This is a genomic window from Streptomyces sp. L-9-10, assembly GCF_004151105.1.
GTDB lineage: Bacteria > Actinomycetota > Actinomycetes > Streptomycetales > Streptomycetaceae > Streptomyces.
On record NZ_PHRF01000095.1, the window covers coordinates 676,073 to 689,043 of the forward strand.

Genomic DNA, 12,971 nt, shown 5'->3' on the forward strand with positions numbered 1-12,971 from the left:
CCTCAGCAGCAGCCCGCGTCCCCGCCGCCGTCCGCGTACCCGTTCAGGTTCGCGCCCAGCGTCCGCTTGTTGCGCGCCGCACGGTTCCGCTCGCCCAGCAGTTCGTCGGCCGGATAGCCGACCTCCTCCAGGGTGAGCCCGTGCGGCCGTACGACATGCACCGCCGAGTCCCGCACCCCCGTCGCGAGCACCTTCGCCGGCCACTCCACGGGCCGGTGCCCGTCGCCCACGAACAGCAGCGCGCCCACCAGCGAGCGCACCATGTTGTGGCAGAAGGCATCGGCCCGCACGGTCGCGGTGATCACTCCGTGCGCGTCGCGCTCCCACTCCAGCCGCTGGAGCGTACGGATGGTCGTCGCGCCCTCGCGCCGCTTGCAGTACGCCGCGAAGTCGTGCTCGCCGAGCAGCCCGGCGGACGCCGCGTTCATCGCCGCCACGTCCAACGGCCAGTCGTGCCACAGCACATGACCGCGCAGCAGCGGATCCACACCCCCGGGATGATCGGTCACGCGGTACGCGTAGCGCCGCCAGACCGCCGAGAACCGCGCGTTGAAGCCCGGGGGCGCCTCGGTGACCCGCCAGACCCGTACGTCGTGGCTCAGCCGCCCCGCGAGCCGCCTCAGCAGCCGCTCCCGGTGCTCGGCCCACACGTCGTCCGGCAGATCGACGTGCGCGACCTGCCCGCGCGCGTGCACGCCCGCGTCCGTACGCCCCGCGACGGTCAGCTCGTACGTACGCGAGGACCGCGTCACCGTACGCAGCGCGTCCTCGATCTCGCCCTGGACGGTCCGCCGGGTCCGCTGCCTCGCCCAGCCGGAGAAGTCCTTGCCGTCGTACGACAGGTCCAGCCGTATCCGTACGTGTCCGGGCGCCGCGCCCTCGAAGTCCGCGCTGTCCGCACTGTCCGCGCTCAACCGGCTCACCTCACCCACCTGACCCACCTGTCCGTCCTCTCCACGCGGAACGGGCCCGCCCCCCTCAGGGAGCGGACCCGTCCGTCAGTCGTCAGAACGCTCAGGCGTCCTTGGACTCCGACTCGGCCTCGGCGGCCGGCTTGGCGTCCTCGACGGTCTCGGCCGGAGCCTCGTCCTTCTTGAGGGCGTCTTCCTTGACCGCGCGCTTCGTCGCCGCCTCGGCCTCACCGGTGGCCTGCTGCGCCACGGTCAGGGCCTCGACCAGCTCGATGACCGCCATCGGGGCGTTGTCGCCGCGACGGTTGCCGATCTTGGTGATACGCGTGTAACCACCGGGGCGGTTCTCGTACCGCGGGGCGATCTCGGTGAAGAGCGTGTGGACGACGCTCTTGTCCGTGATCGACTGCAGCACCAGGCGACGGTTGTGGATGTCGCCCTTCTTCGCCTTGGTGATGAAACGCTCCGCGATCGGGCGCAGGCGGCGGGCCTTGGCCTCGGTCGTGGTGATGCGGCCGTGCTCGAAGAGCGACTTCGCGAGGTTCGCGAGGAGCAGCTTCTCGTGCGCGGCGCCGCCGCCCAGACGGGCACCCTTGGCGGGCTTCGGCATGTGTATCTCCTTGTGTCTGCACCGGCCGTATCAGGTACCGGTGTCAGTTCCCGCGGGGCGGCTGCCCCGCGGAAGCGCCATCATCGGGGTCCGGGCTGTACCAGCCCCGGGCCCGGGACCTCAGTACTGCTCGGTCTCCACGAACCCGGCGTCCGCGTCGTCGTCGGCGCCGAAGGCGTCCGCCGCGGCGGTCGGGTCGAATCCGGGCGGGCTGTCCTTGAGGGCCAGGCCCATGCCGGCCAGCTTCGCCTTGACCTCGTCGATCGACTTCGCACCGAAGTTGCGGATGTCGAGCAGATCGGCCTCGGAGCGCGCCACCAGCTCACCCACGGAGTGGATGCCCTCGCGCTTGAGGCAGTTGTACGACCGGACGGTGAGCTCCAGCTCCTCGATCGGCAGGGCGAGATCGGCGGCCAGCGCCGCGTCCGTCGGCGACGGGCCCATGTCGATGCCCTCGGCGTCGATGTTGAGCTCACGCGCCAGACCGAACAGCTCGACCAGCGTCTTACCGGCGGACGCCATGGCGTCGCGCGGACGCATGGCCTGCTTGGTCTCGACGTCGACGATCAGCTTGTCGAAGTCGGTGCGCTGCTCGACACGGGTCGCCTCGACCTTGTACGTGACCTTGAGCACCGGCGAGTAGATGGAGTCGACCGGAATCCGGCCGATCTCCTGGCCCACCTGCTTGTTCTGGACGGCGGAGACGTAGCCGCGACCGCGCTCGACGGTCAGCTCCATCTCCAGCTTGCCCTTGCCGTTCAGCGTCGCGAGCACGAGGTCCGGGTTGTGGACCTCGACACCGGCCGGCGGGGCGATGTCAGCGGCCGTGACCAGGCCGGGGCCCTGCTTGCGCAGGTACATCACGACCGGCTCGTCGTGCTCCGAGGAGACGACGAGCTGCTTGATGTTCAGGATGAGGTCGGTGACGTCCTCCTTGACGCCCGGCACGGTGGTGAACTCGTGCAGGACACCGTCGATCCGGATCGACGTGACCGCCGCGCCGGGGATCGAGGAGAGGAGCGTACGCCGGAGCGAGTTGCCGAGCGTGTAGCCGAAGCCCGGCTCCAGCGGCTCGATCACGAACCGCGAGCGGTATTCGTCGACGACCTCTTCGGTCAGCGAGGGACGCTGAGCGATAAGCATGTTTCGGTCCTCCAGTCTTGGCACCCGCTATTTGATGCCAACAGAACAAGGGTACGGGCGGCACGGCACCGAAGCGCCGTACCGCCCGCGAGCCGTTCCCCCGGCGAGGGGGGAAGGGGTCAGACGCGGCGGCGCTTCGGGGGGCGGCAGCCGTTGTGCGGGGTGGGGGTGACGTCCTGGATCGAGCCCACCTCCAGGCCGGTGGCCTGGAGCGAGCGGATCGCGGTCTCACGGCCGGAGCCGGGACCCTTCACGAAGACGTCGACCTTGCGCATGCCGTGCTCCTGCGCGCGGCGGGCGGCCGACTCGGCGGCCATCTGCGCGGCGAAGGGGGTGGACTTGCGCGAGCCCTTGAAGCCGACGTGGCCGGCGGAGGCCCAGGAGATCACGTTGCCCGAGGGGTCGGTGATCGAGACGATCGTGTTGTTGAACGTGCTCTTGATGTGGGCGTGCCCGTGAGCGACGTTCTTCTTTTCCTTGCGGCGCACCTTCTTGGCAGCGCCCTGACGACCCTTGGGGGGCATCTATTTCTCCTACAGGGAGGTGGTCGGTCCTACAGCGAAGACCGCGGATGAGCGTCCGCTGAGGACTACTTCTTGCCCGGCTTCTTCTTACCGGCGATGGCGCGACGCGGGCCCTTGCGGGTACGAGCGTTCGTGCTGGTGCGCTGTCCGTGCACCGGCAGGCCACGGCGGTGACGCAGACCCTGGTAGCAGCCGATCTCGACCTTGCGGCGGATGTCGGCGGCGATCTCGCGACGGAGGTCACCCTCGGTCTTGAGGTTGGCGTCCACGTACTCGCGGATCTTGACGAGGTCTTCCTCGGCGAGGTCGCGGACGCGGATGTTCGGGTCGACGCCAACGGCGGCGAGAGTCTCCTTGGACCGGGTGCGCCCGATACCGAAGACGTAGGTGAGGGCGACCTCGACGCGCTTTTCGCGCGGGAGGTCAACGCCTGCGAGGCGTGCCATTCATGGCTCCTGATGATGTCGGAGGTCTTCCACAGCGTCGTCCTGGCCGTACGGCATACACACCGCACGCATCCAGGTCCCCGGCCTCCGCCGGAGGTGTCGGTCCCACCGCGTGGGAGCCGGACACTGCGTCATTACGAGTTTGCTCGCGTCGCGCGAAGTACTGCGAGAGGCAGGTGGTCTTGCGTCAGCCCTGGCGCTGCTTGTGGCGCAGGTTGTCGCAGATGACCATGACCCGGCCGTGACGGCGGATCACCTTGCACTTGTCGCAGATCTTCTTGACGCTCGGCTTGACCTTCATGGGATTGAGGTTCTCCGGGTCAGTGCGGGCACCCCGTGAGGGATGTCTGCAAGATCTACTTGTATCGGTAGACGATCCGGCCACGCGTCAGGTCGTACGGAGACAGCTCCACCACAACCCGGTCATCGGGGAGGATTCGGATGTAGTGCATCCGCATCTTGCCGCTGATGTGCGCGAGGACCTTGTGACCGTTCTGCAGCTCCACCTTGAACATGGCGTTCGGGAGGGACTCGATCACGGTGCCCTCAATTTCGATGGCACCTTGCTTCTTGGCCACGCTTCGCCCTTCGAATCGGCTACCTTGATCGATTCTGGCAGCCGCATGAAGACACACGGGTACACCAGAGCCGACGCGTCAGTCTACGGGAGCGCACTCGAAAAGACGAATCCGTTGAGTTTGCCCACCGGGGGAGATTCTTAAGCCACCACGGCCGGAGCCCCTAAGCCAGCGGGTCGGGAGCCGTGGTGATGCCCAGCTCGGCGAGCTTCGCCCTGCCTCCGTCGGGGGCGGTCAGGACCAGCGGGCCCTCCTCGGTCAGCGCCACGGAGTGCTCCCAGTGCGAGGACCAGGTCCCGTCGGTCGTGATGACCGTCCACTCGTCCTCCAGCACCTCCGTACGCGGCGTACCGAGCGAGACCATGGGCTCGATCGCCAGGCAGAAGCCGGGGACCAGCTTCGGACCCTTGCCGCGCTTGCGCGAGACATAGTTCAGCAGGTGCGGGTCCATGTGCATCTCGGTGCCGATGCCGTGGCCGCCGTAGTCCTCGATGATCCCGTACTTGCCGCCGCCGGGGCGGGGCTGGCGGCGGATGTACGTCTCGATCGCCCGGGACACGTCCACCAGCCGGTTGCCGGCCCGCATGGCAGCGATCCCGGCCCACATCGACTCCTCGGTCACCCGGGACAGCTCGACCAGCTCCGGAGCGTGACCGGTGCCGACGAATGCCGTGAAGGCCGCGTCGCCGTGCCAGCCGTCGATGATCGCGCCGGCGTCGATGGAGATGATGTCACCGTCCTTGAGGACGGTCGTGTCGTCCGGGATGCCATGGACGACGACCTCGTTGACCGAGGTGCAGATCGTCGCGGGGAACCCGCCGTACCCGAGGAAGTTCGGCTTGGCGCCGTGCTCGGCCAGTACCTCGCGGGCGACCTGGTCGAGGTCCCTGGTGGTGGCGCCGGGCACCGCCGCCGCGCCGGTGGCCGCGTGCACGGCGGCGACGACCAGTCCCGCCTCGCGCATCTTCGCGATCTGCTCGGGGGTCTTGATCTGCACCATGCCTGTGCCTTCCACCTGACTGTGACTGATTCGATACGCACTGCTCGATACGCACTGCTCGATACGTACTGCTTGATACGTCCGCCGCACCCGGACCGCTCAACAGTACGGCCGTGGTGCCCGAAGGACGCCACGGCCGTACTGGTGGTGCTTGCACTGCTGGGGCCCGGGAGCTACGCGGCCCGGCCCCGTTCGAGCGCCGCCATCGCACGCTCGGTCACTTCGGTGACCTTGCCGAGTGCGGAGATCGTCACCACCAGGCCCTGGGCCCGGTAGTGGTCGATGATCGGCTCGGTCTGTGTGTGGTAGACCTCGAGACGGGTCCGCACCGTCTCCTCGGAGTCGTCGTCCCGCTGGTACAGCTCGCCGCCGCAGATGTCACAGACACCCTCCTTCTTCGGCGGGCTGTAGGTGACGTGGAAGACATGCGCGCTGTCGTTGCGACAGACCCGGCGCCCCGCGATCCGCGTGACGACCTCGTCCTCCGGGACCTCCAGGTCCAGCACCGCGTCCAGCTTCACGCCGTCCGTCTCCAGCGCCTCGTCCAGCGCCTTCGCCTGCGAGACGTTGCGCGGGAAACCGTCCAGCAGAAAGCCGTTCGCGGCGTCCGGCTGAGCCATCCGCTCCTGGGCCATCGCGATGGTCACCTCGTCGGGTACCAGGTTCCCGGCGTCCATGTACGACTTCGCCAGCTTGCCGAGGGTCGTGCCCTGGCTGATGTTGGCCCGGAAGAGGTCGCCCGTGGAGATGTGCGGGACCTTCAGGTTCTTGGCGAGGTACGCGGCCTGCGTTCCCTTGCCGGCACCGGGCGGCCCGACGAGGACGATTCGCATCAGCGGAGGAACCCTTCGTAATTACGCTGCTGAAGCTGGCTCTCGATCTGCTTCACGGTTTCCAGACCCACACCCACGATGATGAGGATGCTCGTCCCGCCGAACGGGAAGTTCTGGTTCGCACCGCCGAAGCCTGCCAACGCCATCGTCGGGACGAGAGCAATCAGACCCAGATACAGCGAGCCCGGCCAAGTGATCCTGTTGAGCACGTAGCTCAGATACTCGGCTGTAGGTCGACCTGCCCGGATACCCGGGATGAAGCCACCATACTTCTTCATGTTGTCGGCGACTTCTTCGGGGTTGAAGGAGATGGCCACATAGAAGAAGGCGAAGAACACGATCAGCAGGAAGTACGTGGCGATGTAGTACGGGTGGTCACCCTTGACGAAGTGCGCCTCGATCCAGGTCTTCCACGCGGAGTTCCCACTGGAGAACTGCGCGACGAGCGCCGGGATGTACAGCAGCGACGACGCGAAGATGACGGGGATCACACCCGCCTGATTCACCTTCAGCGGGATGTACGTGGACGTACCGCCGTAGGACCTGCGGCCGATCATGCGCTTCGCGTACTGCACGGGGATCCGGCGCTGCGCCTGCTCGACGAAGACGACCAGGCCCACCATCACGAAGCCGATCAGAATGACCGTGCCGAACTCGATCCAGCCCTTGGCGAGCGTGCCGCTCTCCTTGATGGCCCACAGCGCGCCGGGGAAGCCGGCGGCGATCGAGATGAACATCAGGATGGACATGCCGTTGCCGATGCCCCGGTCGGTGATGAGCTCACCGAGCCACATGACCGCCGCGGTACCCGCGGTCATGGTGATCACCATGGTGACGGTGACGAAGATCGACTGGTCGGGCACGATCTCCGAGGCGACCGGGCAGCCGCTGAAGAGCGCGCCGCTACGGGCGGTGGCGACCAGGCCGGTGCCCTGCAGCACGGCGAGGGCGACCGTCAGATAACGGGTGTACTGCGTGATCTTGGCCTGACCGGACTGCCCTTCCTTCTTGAGGGCCTCCAGCCTGGGGATGACCACGGTCAGCAGCTGCAGGATGATGCTCGCGGTGATGTACGGCATGATGCCGAGCGCGAAGATCGTGATCTGCAGCAGCGCCCCGCCGCTGAACATGTTCACCAGACCGAACAGGCTGTTATTGCCCTTCTGGGCCGCGTCGACACACGTCTGGACATTCTCGTAACTGACGCCCGGTACCGGGACATGTGCCCCGAGCCGGTACAGCACGATGATGGCGAGTGTGAAGAGCAGCTTCTTGCGCAGGTCGGGCGTCTTGAACGCCCGGGCGAACGCGGTGAGCACGGTGCCTCCTGCGACCCCCGCGCTACTGCGTCAGAGGTGACGGTATTGAGGATCGACGGATACGGAACAAGCGGAACCGCGCGGGGAACCCCTGCGGACACACCGCGCGGCGGGGGTCCGGGGGCGAGCCCCCGGCTTCAGTACAGCAACAATGCACGCCACCTTACCGGCGACAGTGCCCCCCTTGGAACGACCAACCGGGGATGCCCCTTTTGAGAGGCATCCCCGGTCGGATGTTCAGGCCATCGAGTTGTCTCAGACGAGCTCGGTGACGGTGCCGCCGGCGGCGGCAATCTTCTCCTTGGCGGAGCCGGAGACGGCGTCAACCGAAACCTGCAGCGCCACGGAGATCTCGCCCTGGCCCAGGACCTTGACGAGGCTGTTCTTGCGCACCGCGCCCTTGGTGACCAGATCGGCCACCGTGACCTCGCCGCCCTCGGGGTAGAGAGCGGAGAGCTTGTCCAGGTTCACGACCTGGTACTCGGTGCGGAACGGGTTCTTGAAGCCCTTGAGCTTCGGGAGACGCATGTGGAGGGGCATCTGCCCACCCTCGAAGCGCTCCGGAACCTGGTAGCGGGCCTTGGTGCCCTTGGTGCCACGACCTGCGGTCTTACCCTTGGACGCCTCACCACGACCCACACGGGTCTTGGCGGTCTTGGCGCCCGGGGCAGGACGGAGGTTGTGGACCTTCAGCGGGTTGTTCTCCGCCATGTCAGTCGACCTCCTCAACGGTCACGAGGTGGCGGACGGTGTGCACCATGCCGCGGAACTCGGGGCGGTCCTCCTTGACAACCGTGTCGCTGACCCGCTTGAGGCCGAGCGAACGCAGGGTGTCGCGGTGGTTCTGCTTGCTGCCGATGTACGACTTCGTCTGCGTGATCTTGAGACGGGCCATTACGCACCCGCTCCCGCACGCGCACGGAGCAGAGCCGCGGGGGCGACGTCCTCGAGGGGCAGACCGCGGCGGGCCGCGATCTCCTCGGGACGCTGCAGGCCCTGGAGGGCCGCCACGGTCGCGTGCACGATGTTGATCGCGTTGTCCGAGCCGAGCGACTTCGACAGGATGTCGTGCACGCCCGCGCACTCCAGCACGGCACGCACCGGGCCACCGGCGATCACGCCGGTACCGGGGGAAGCCGGCTTGAGCAGGACGACGCCCGCGGCCTTCTCGCCCTGGATCGGGTGCGGGATGGTGCCCTGGATACGGGGGACCTTGAAGAAGTGCTTCTTGGCCTCCTCAACACCCTTGGCGATGGCGGCCGGCACCTCCTTGGCCTTGCCGTAACCGACACCGACGGTGCCGTCACCATCGCCCACCACGACCAGCGCGGTGAAGCTGAAGCGACGACCACCCTTCACAACCTTGGCAACGCGGTTGATCGCGACAACGCGCTCAACGTAAGCGGTCTTCTCGGCGGCAGCGCCACCGTCGCGACCCTTCCGGTCCCGCCGCTCGCCGCCACCGGCACCGCTTCCGCGGCGCTGGGGTCCAGCCATTGGATTTACCTCTCTCTGTTACGTCCGCTAGCTCCGGAACCGGGGCTTAGAACTTCAGCCCGGCTTCGCGGGCGGCGTCAGCCAGAGCGGCAATGCGCCCTGCGTACTGGTTACCACCGCGGTCGAACACGACGGCCTCGACGCCGGCGGCCTTGGCGCGCTCGGCGACCAGGGATCCGACCTGCTTGGCCTGGGCGCTCTTGTCGCCCTCGGCACCACGGATCGAGGTGTCCAGGGTCGACGCCGACGCGAGCGTGTGGCCCGCGATGTCGTCGATGACCTGAGCGACCATGTGGCGGTTGGAACGCGTCACGACCAGGCGCGGACGCTCCGGCGAACCGGAGATGCGCTTGCGAACGCGGATGTGACGACGCTTGATGGCAGCGGCCTTGTAGGCCTTGCCCTTAGCAATCTTGACACCGTATGCCATGGCTTACTTACCCGCCTTTCCGACCTTGCGGCGGATGACCTCGCCCGCGTACTTGACGCCCTTGGCCTTGTACGGGTCGGGCTTCCGCAGCTTGCGGATGTTAGCGGCGACCTCGCCGACCTTCTGCTTGTCGATGCCCTCGACGGTGAACTTCGTGGGCGACTCGACCTTGAAGGTGATGCCTTCGGGGGCCTCGATGAGGATCGGGTGGCTGTAGCCCAGGGCGAACTCCAGGTTGGAGCCCTTCGCCTGGACGCGGTAGCCGACTCCGCTGATTTCGAGCGCCTTGACGTATCCCTGGGTCACGCCGGTGATCATGTTCGCCACCAGCGTGCGGGACAGGCCGTGCAGGGCCTTGTTCTGACGCTCGTCGTTCGGGCGCAGCACCTGAAGGATGCCGTCCTCGCCCTTGGTGACCTCGATCGGCGCGGCAACGGTGTGCGAGAGGGAACCCTTGGGGCCCTTCACGGCGACCGTACGGCCATCGATGGTGACGTCCACACCGGCGGGAACCTGGATGGGGAGCTTGCCGATTCGCGACATGAGCTATTCCTCCGTTCCCGACTACCAGACGTAGGCGAGGACTTCCCCACCTACGCCCTTCTTGCTGGCCTGCTGGCCGGTCAGGAGACCGTGGGACGTGGAGATGATGGCCACGCCCAGGCCGCCGAGAACCTTCGGCAGATTGGTGGACTTCGCGTACACACGCAGACCCGGCTTGGAGATGCGCTTGATGCCGGCGATCGAACGCTCGCGGTTCGGGCCGAACTTCAGCTCCAGGACGAGGTTCTTGCCGACCTCGGCGTCCTCGACCTTCCAGCCGGTGATGAAGCCCTCCTGCTGGAGGATCTCCGCGATGTGCGACTTGATCTTGCTGTGCGGCATCACGACGTCGTCGTGGTACGCCGAGTTCGCGTTGCGCAGACGCGTGAGCATGTCTGCGATGGGATCAGTCATGGTCATGAATTGGCCTTCGGCCTCTCTCGCCGGGGTTTCCTGTATGCGCCATCCCTCTCCCCGATCAGAGCCGGGACGGGTGCGGTGCGGGGACCTACGGCGTAGTAAGTCTTAAATGGACGGCGGGCGCCCAACCCCACAAGCCTACGGCATGTGAAGGAGGGCTCCCACCAACCACATTGCTTACCGAGAGCTTCGGGTGGTCCTGAAAAAAGCAGGACTACCAGGAGCTCTTGGTCACGCCCGGCAGCTCGCCGCGGTGGGCCATCTCACGAAGGCACACACGGCACAGGCCGAACTTGCGGTAGACGGAGTGGGGACGGCCGCAGCGCTGGCAGCGGGTGTAACCGCGCACACCGAACTTCGGCTTGCGGGCGGCCTTAGCGATCAGAGCCTTCTTCGCCACGGTCAGTTCTCCTTGAACGGGAAGCCGAGGTGACGAAGGAGGGCACGACCCTCGTCGTCGTTGGTCGCCGTGGTGACCACGGTGATGTCCATGCCCCGGACCCGGTCGATCTTGTCCTGGTCGATCTCGTGGAACATGACCTGCTCCGTGAGACCGAAGGTGTAGTTGCCACGGCCGTCGAACTGCTTCGGGGACAGACCGCGGAAGTCACGGATACGCGGCAGCGCGAGCGACAGCGTACGGTCCAGGAACTCCCACATGCGGTCACCGCGGAGGGTGACGTGGCAGCCGATCGGCTGACCCTCGCGCAGCTTGAACTGCGCGATGGACTTCCGGGCCTTGGTGACGGACGGCTTCTGGCCGGTGATCGTGGTGAGGTCCTTGATGGCACCCTCGATCAGCTTGGAGTCGCGGGCGGCGTCGCCCACACCCATGTTGACCACGATCTTGACGAGGCCGGGGATCTGCATGACGTTCTCGTACGAGAACTCCTCACGCAGCTTTCCGGCGATCTCCTCGCGGTAGCGCAGCTTCAGACGCGGCGCGGTAGTGGTCGCAGTCATCAGATGTCCTCACCGGTCCGCTTGGCAACGCGGATCTTGTTGCCCTCGTCGTCAAAGCGGTAGCCGACGCGGGTGACGACCTTCTTGCCGTCCTTCTCCACGACCAGCTGAACATTGCTGATGTGGATGGGGGCTTCGGTGGTCACGATGCCGCCGGTCTGCGAACCGCGAGCCGTCTGGCCGGCCTTGGTGTGCTTCTTGACCCGGTTGACACCCTCGACGAGAACACGGTCCTGCGTGGGGTAGGCCACGATGACCTTGCCCTGCTTGCCCTTGTCCTTACCGGTGATGACCTGAACCAGGTCGCCCTTCTTGATCTTCATGCTTACAGCACCTCCGGCGCGAGCGAGATGATCTTCATGAACTTCTTCTCGCGCAGCTCACGGCCCACCGGGCCGAAGATACGGGTGCCGCGAGGGTCGCCGTCGTTCTTCAGAATGACGGCGGCGTTCTCGTCGAAGCGGATGTACGAGCCGTCCGGACGGCGGCGCTCCTTGACGGTGCGAACGATGACCGCCTTGACGACGTCACCCTTCTTCACGTTGCCACCGGGGATCGCGTCCTTGACGGTGGCGACGATGACGTCACCGATGCCCGCGTAGCGGCGACCCGAGCCACCGAGAACACGGATGGTGAGAATTTCCTTCGCACCCGTGTTGTCGGCGACACGCAGTCGCGACTCCTGCTGGATCACGTCTATCTCCTGATCGTCTGCCGGTTCCCGGCGGGGCTCCGCGAGTCGACTTGCGTACGTCACTCATGGAGCCCCACCGAGCCTGGCGGAACTGTTCCGAGGGGAAACCCCCTCGGAGGGGTTACTTGGCCTTCTCGAGGATCTCGACGATGCGCCACCGCTTCGTGGCGGACAGCGGCCGGGTCTCCATCAGGAGGACGCGGTCGCCGACGCCGGCGGCGTTCTGCTCGTCGTGCGCCTTGAGCTTGTTCGTACGGCGGATGACCTTGCCGTACAGCGCGTGCTTGACGCGGTCCTCGACAGCGACGACGACGGTCTTGTCCATCTTGTCGCTGACGACCAGACCCTCACGGGTCTTGCGGAAGCCGCGGTCGGTCGTGGCGTTGGTCTCGGTCACGTTGCTCTCAGTCATCAGGCGCTCTCCACCGTCTCGATGCCCAGCTCGCGCTCACGCATCAGGGTGTAGATCCGCGCGATGTCCTTGCGCACGAGCTTCAGCCGCCCGTGGTTTTCGAGCTGACCCGTCGCCGCCTGGAAGCGGAGGTTGAACAGCTCTTCCTTGGCCTCGCGAAGCTTCGCGAGAAGCTCCTCGTTGCCCAGTTCGCGCAGTTCGGACGCCTTGGTCACGGCCGCCATCACGACTCACCTGCCTCGCGCCGAACGATCCGGCACTTCATCGGAAGCTTGTGAGCAGCGCGGGTAAGCGCCTCACGCGCAATCTTCTCGTTCGGGTAGGACAGCTCGAACATCACCCGGCCGGGCTTGACGTTCGCGATCCACCACTCCGGGGAACCCTTACCGGAACCCATGCGGGTCTCGGCGGGCTTCTTGGTGAGCGGACGGTCCGGGTAGATGTTGATCCAGACCTTGCCGCCACGCTTGATGTGACGGGTCATCGCGATACGAGCGGCCTCGATCTGACGGTTCGTCACGTACGCGGGGGTCAGCGCCTGGATGCCGTACTCGCCGAACGCAACCTGCGTTCCACCCTTGGACATTCCGCTGCGCTTCGGGTGGTGCTGCTTGCGGTGCTTGACCCTACGGGGGATCAGCATTTCGG

General features: G+C 66.4%; 23 protein-coding genes. All 23 read right to left on the bottom strand.

Annotated features, from left to right (window positions below; all coding sequences use genetic code 11):
• Window positions 1-2: 2 nt before the first annotated feature.
• Window positions 3-914 carry a tRNA pseudouridine(38-40) synthase TruA gene (truA, locus tag CU044_RS24440; RefSeq protein WP_129770850.1) on the bottom strand — a complete coding sequence of 304 codons (912 nt, stop codon included), beginning with the start codon at window positions 912-914 and terminating at the stop codon, window positions 3-5.
• Between the two features lie 100 nt (window positions 915-1,014).
• Window positions 1,015-1,521, bottom strand: a complete 507-nt coding sequence (gene rplQ / locus CU044_RS24445; RefSeq protein WP_129770851.1) for a 50S ribosomal protein L17 — start codon at window positions 1,519-1,521, stop codon at window positions 1,015-1,017.
• A 120-nt stretch (window positions 1,522-1,641) separates the two neighbouring features.
• Window positions 1,642-2,664 carry a DNA-directed RNA polymerase subunit alpha gene (locus CU044_RS24450; RefSeq protein WP_003956430.1) on the bottom strand — a complete coding sequence of 341 codons (1,023 nt, stop codon included), beginning with the start codon at window positions 2,662-2,664 and terminating at the stop codon, window positions 1,642-1,644.
• 119 nt (window positions 2,665-2,783) lie between these two features.
• Window positions 2,784-3,188 (bottom strand): 30S ribosomal protein S11, encoded by a 405-nt coding sequence (rpsK, locus tag CU044_RS24455; protein WP_003956432.1) that lies wholly within the window; start codon window positions 3,186-3,188, stop codon window positions 2,784-2,786.
• Window positions 3,189-3,253: 65 nt separating this feature from the next.
• Window positions 3,254-3,634 carry a 30S ribosomal protein S13 gene (gene rpsM / locus CU044_RS24460; RefSeq protein ID WP_129770852.1) on the bottom strand — a complete coding sequence of 127 codons (381 nt, stop codon included), beginning with the start codon at window positions 3,632-3,634 and terminating at the stop codon, window positions 3,254-3,256.
• Between the two features lie 187 nt (window positions 3,635-3,821).
• Complete coding sequence (gene rpmJ / locus CU044_RS24465) at window positions 3,822-3,935, bottom strand: 50S ribosomal protein L36 (protein ID WP_003956441.1); 114 nt, start codon at window positions 3,933-3,935, stop codon at window positions 3,822-3,824.
• A 55-nt stretch (window positions 3,936-3,990) separates the two neighbouring features.
• On the bottom strand, window positions 3,991-4,212 hold the full coding sequence (infA, locus tag CU044_RS24470; RefSeq protein ID WP_003956442.1) for a translation initiation factor IF-1: 222 nt from the start codon (window positions 4,210-4,212) through the stop codon (window positions 3,991-3,993).
• Between the two features lie 163 nt (window positions 4,213-4,375).
• Window positions 4,376-5,212 carry a type I methionyl aminopeptidase gene (gene map / locus CU044_RS24475; RefSeq protein ID WP_129770853.1) on the bottom strand — a complete coding sequence of 279 codons (837 nt, stop codon included), beginning with the start codon at window positions 5,210-5,212 and terminating at the stop codon, window positions 4,376-4,378.
• A gap of 173 nt (window positions 5,213-5,385) precedes the next feature.
• Window positions 5,386-6,045, bottom strand: a complete 660-nt coding sequence (locus tag CU044_RS24480; protein WP_129770854.1) for an adenylate kinase — start codon at window positions 6,043-6,045, stop codon at window positions 5,386-5,388.
• Window positions 6,045-7,364 carry a preprotein translocase subunit SecY gene (secY, locus tag CU044_RS24485; RefSeq protein ID WP_030351449.1) on the bottom strand — a complete coding sequence of 440 codons (1,320 nt, stop codon included), beginning with the start codon at window positions 7,362-7,364 and terminating at the stop codon, window positions 6,045-6,047. The genes CU044_RS24480 and secY overlap by 1 nt, the downstream gene beginning before the upstream one ends.
• 255 nt (window positions 7,365-7,619) lie before the next feature.
• Window positions 7,620-8,075 carry a 50S ribosomal protein L15 gene (gene rplO, locus CU044_RS24490; protein ID WP_030351448.1) on the bottom strand — a complete coding sequence of 152 codons (456 nt, stop codon included), beginning with the start codon at window positions 8,073-8,075 and terminating at the stop codon, window positions 7,620-7,622.
• A 1-nt stretch (window position 8,076) separates the two neighbouring features.
• Window positions 8,077-8,259, bottom strand: coding sequence for a 50S ribosomal protein L30 (rpmD, locus tag CU044_RS24495; RefSeq protein WP_066943591.1), 183 nt, complete (start codon window positions 8,257-8,259; stop codon window positions 8,077-8,079).
• Window positions 8,259-8,861, bottom strand: a complete 603-nt coding sequence (gene rpsE, locus CU044_RS24500) for a 30S ribosomal protein S5 (protein ID WP_030351447.1) — start codon at window positions 8,859-8,861, stop codon at window positions 8,259-8,261. Before rpsE ends, rpmD begins: the two co-directional genes overlap by 1 nt.
• 46 nt (window positions 8,862-8,907) lie before the next feature.
• Window positions 8,908-9,291, bottom strand: a complete 384-nt coding sequence (rplR, locus tag CU044_RS24505; RefSeq protein ID WP_030351446.1) for a 50S ribosomal protein L18 — start codon at window positions 9,289-9,291, stop codon at window positions 8,908-8,910.
• Window positions 9,292-9,294: 3 nt separating this feature from the next.
• Window positions 9,295-9,834, bottom strand: coding sequence for a 50S ribosomal protein L6 (gene rplF / locus CU044_RS24510; RefSeq protein ID WP_129770855.1), 540 nt, complete (start codon window positions 9,832-9,834; stop codon window positions 9,295-9,297).
• Window positions 9,835-9,855: 21 nt separating this feature from the next.
• Window positions 9,856-10,254, bottom strand: a complete 399-nt coding sequence (gene rpsH / locus CU044_RS24515; protein WP_030351444.1) for a 30S ribosomal protein S8 — start codon at window positions 10,252-10,254, stop codon at window positions 9,856-9,858.
• 214 nt (window positions 10,255-10,468) lie between these two features.
• The gene (locus CU044_RS24525; protein WP_003948630.1) at window positions 10,469-10,654 is read right to left on the bottom strand and encodes a type Z 30S ribosomal protein S14; all 186 of its coding nucleotides are present in this window, start codon (window positions 10,652-10,654) and stop codon (window positions 10,469-10,471) included.
• Window positions 10,655-10,656: 2 nt separating this feature from the next.
• Complete coding sequence (rplE, locus tag CU044_RS24530) at window positions 10,657-11,217, bottom strand: 50S ribosomal protein L5 (RefSeq protein ID WP_030351443.1); 561 nt, start codon at window positions 11,215-11,217, stop codon at window positions 10,657-10,659.
• Window positions 11,217-11,540, bottom strand: a complete 324-nt coding sequence (rplX, locus tag CU044_RS24535) for a 50S ribosomal protein L24 (protein ID WP_030351442.1) — start codon at window positions 11,538-11,540, stop codon at window positions 11,217-11,219. The genes rplE and rplX overlap by 1 nt, the downstream gene beginning before the upstream one ends.
• A gap of 2 nt (window positions 11,541-11,542) precedes the next feature.
• Entirely contained in the window at window positions 11,543-11,911 is a 369-nt protein-coding gene (gene rplN / locus CU044_RS24540; protein WP_003974257.1) for a 50S ribosomal protein L14, read from the bottom strand.
• 121 nt (window positions 11,912-12,032) lie between these two features.
• Window positions 12,033-12,323 carry a 30S ribosomal protein S17 gene (gene rpsQ, locus CU044_RS24545; RefSeq protein WP_129770857.1) on the bottom strand — a complete coding sequence of 97 codons (291 nt, stop codon included), beginning with the start codon at window positions 12,321-12,323 and terminating at the stop codon, window positions 12,033-12,035.
• Window positions 12,323-12,547: a 50S ribosomal protein L29 gene (rpmC, locus tag CU044_RS24550; protein ID WP_129770858.1), complete on the bottom strand. Its 225-nt coding sequence runs from the start codon at window positions 12,545-12,547 to the stop codon at window positions 12,323-12,325. Before rpmC ends, rpsQ begins: the two co-directional genes overlap by 1 nt.
• Window positions 12,547-12,966 (bottom strand): 50S ribosomal protein L16, encoded by a 420-nt coding sequence (rplP, locus tag CU044_RS24555; protein ID WP_014047785.1) that lies wholly within the window; start codon window positions 12,964-12,966, stop codon window positions 12,547-12,549. Before rplP ends, rpmC begins: the two co-directional genes overlap by 1 nt.
• Between the last annotated feature and the right edge of the window lie 5 nt (window positions 12,967-12,971).

Bases quoted from the DNA above. Each gene is read 5' to 3' on its own strand.
- rplQ (WP_129770851.1), bottom strand. From the start codon at position 1,521: ATGCCGAAGCCCGCCAAGGGTGCCCGTCTGGGCGGCGGCGCCGCGCAC.
- CU044_RS24450 (WP_003956430.1), bottom strand. From the start codon at position 2,664: ATGCTTATCGCTCAGCGTCCCTCGCTGACCGAAGAGGTCGTCGACGAA.
- rpsK (WP_003956432.1), bottom strand. From the start codon at position 3,188: ATGCCCCCCAAGGGTCGTCAGGGCGCTGCCAAGAAGGTGCGCCGCAAG.
- rpsM (WP_129770852.1), bottom strand. From the start codon at position 3,634: ATGGCACGCCTCGCAGGCGTTGACCTCCCGCGCGAAAAGCGCGTCGAG.
- rpmJ (WP_003956441.1), bottom strand. From the start codon at position 3,935: ATGAAGGTCAAGCCGAGCGTCAAGAAGATCTGCGACAAGTGCAAGGTG.
- map (WP_129770853.1), bottom strand. From the start codon at position 5,212: ATGGTGCAGATCAAGACCCCCGAGCAGATCGCGAAGATGCGCGAGGCG.
- CU044_RS24480 (WP_129770854.1), bottom strand. From the start codon at position 6,045: ATGCGAATCGTCCTCGTCGGGCCGCCCGGTGCCGGCAAGGGAACGCAG.
- rplO (WP_030351448.1), bottom strand. From the start codon at position 8,075: ATGGCGGAGAACAACCCGCTGAAGGTCCACAACCTCCGTCCTGCCCCG.
- rpmD (WP_066943591.1), bottom strand. From the start codon at position 8,259: ATGGCCCGTCTCAAGATCACGCAGACGAAGTCGTACATCGGCAGCAAG.
- rpsE (WP_030351447.1), bottom strand. From the start codon at position 8,861: ATGGCTGGACCCCAGCGCCGCGGAAGCGGTGCCGGTGGCGGCGAGCGG.
- rplR (WP_030351446.1), bottom strand. From the start codon at position 9,291: ATGGCATACGGTGTCAAGATTGCTAAGGGCAAGGCCTACAAGGCCGCT.
- rplF (WP_129770855.1), bottom strand. From the start codon at position 9,834: ATGTCGCGAATCGGCAAGCTCCCCATCCAGGTTCCCGCCGGTGTGGAC.
- rpsH (WP_030351444.1), bottom strand. From the start codon at position 10,254: ATGACCATGACTGATCCCATCGCAGACATGCTCACGCGTCTGCGCAAC.
- rplE (WP_030351443.1), bottom strand. From the start codon at position 11,217: ATGACTGCGACCACTACCGCGCCGCGTCTGAAGCTGCGCTACCGCGAG.
- rplX (WP_030351442.1), bottom strand. From the start codon at position 11,540: ATGAAGATCAAGAAGGGCGACCTGGTTCAGGTCATCACCGGTAAGGAC.
- rpsQ (WP_129770857.1), bottom strand. From the start codon at position 12,323: ATGACTGAGAGCAACGTGACCGAGACCAACGCCACGACCGACCGCGGC.
- rpmC (WP_129770858.1), bottom strand. From the start codon at position 12,547: ATGGCGGCCGTGACCAAGGCGTCCGAACTGCGCGAACTGGGCAACGAG.
- rplP (WP_014047785.1), bottom strand. From the start codon at position 12,966: ATGCTGATCCCCCGTAGGGTCAAGCACCGCAAGCAGCACCACCCGAAG.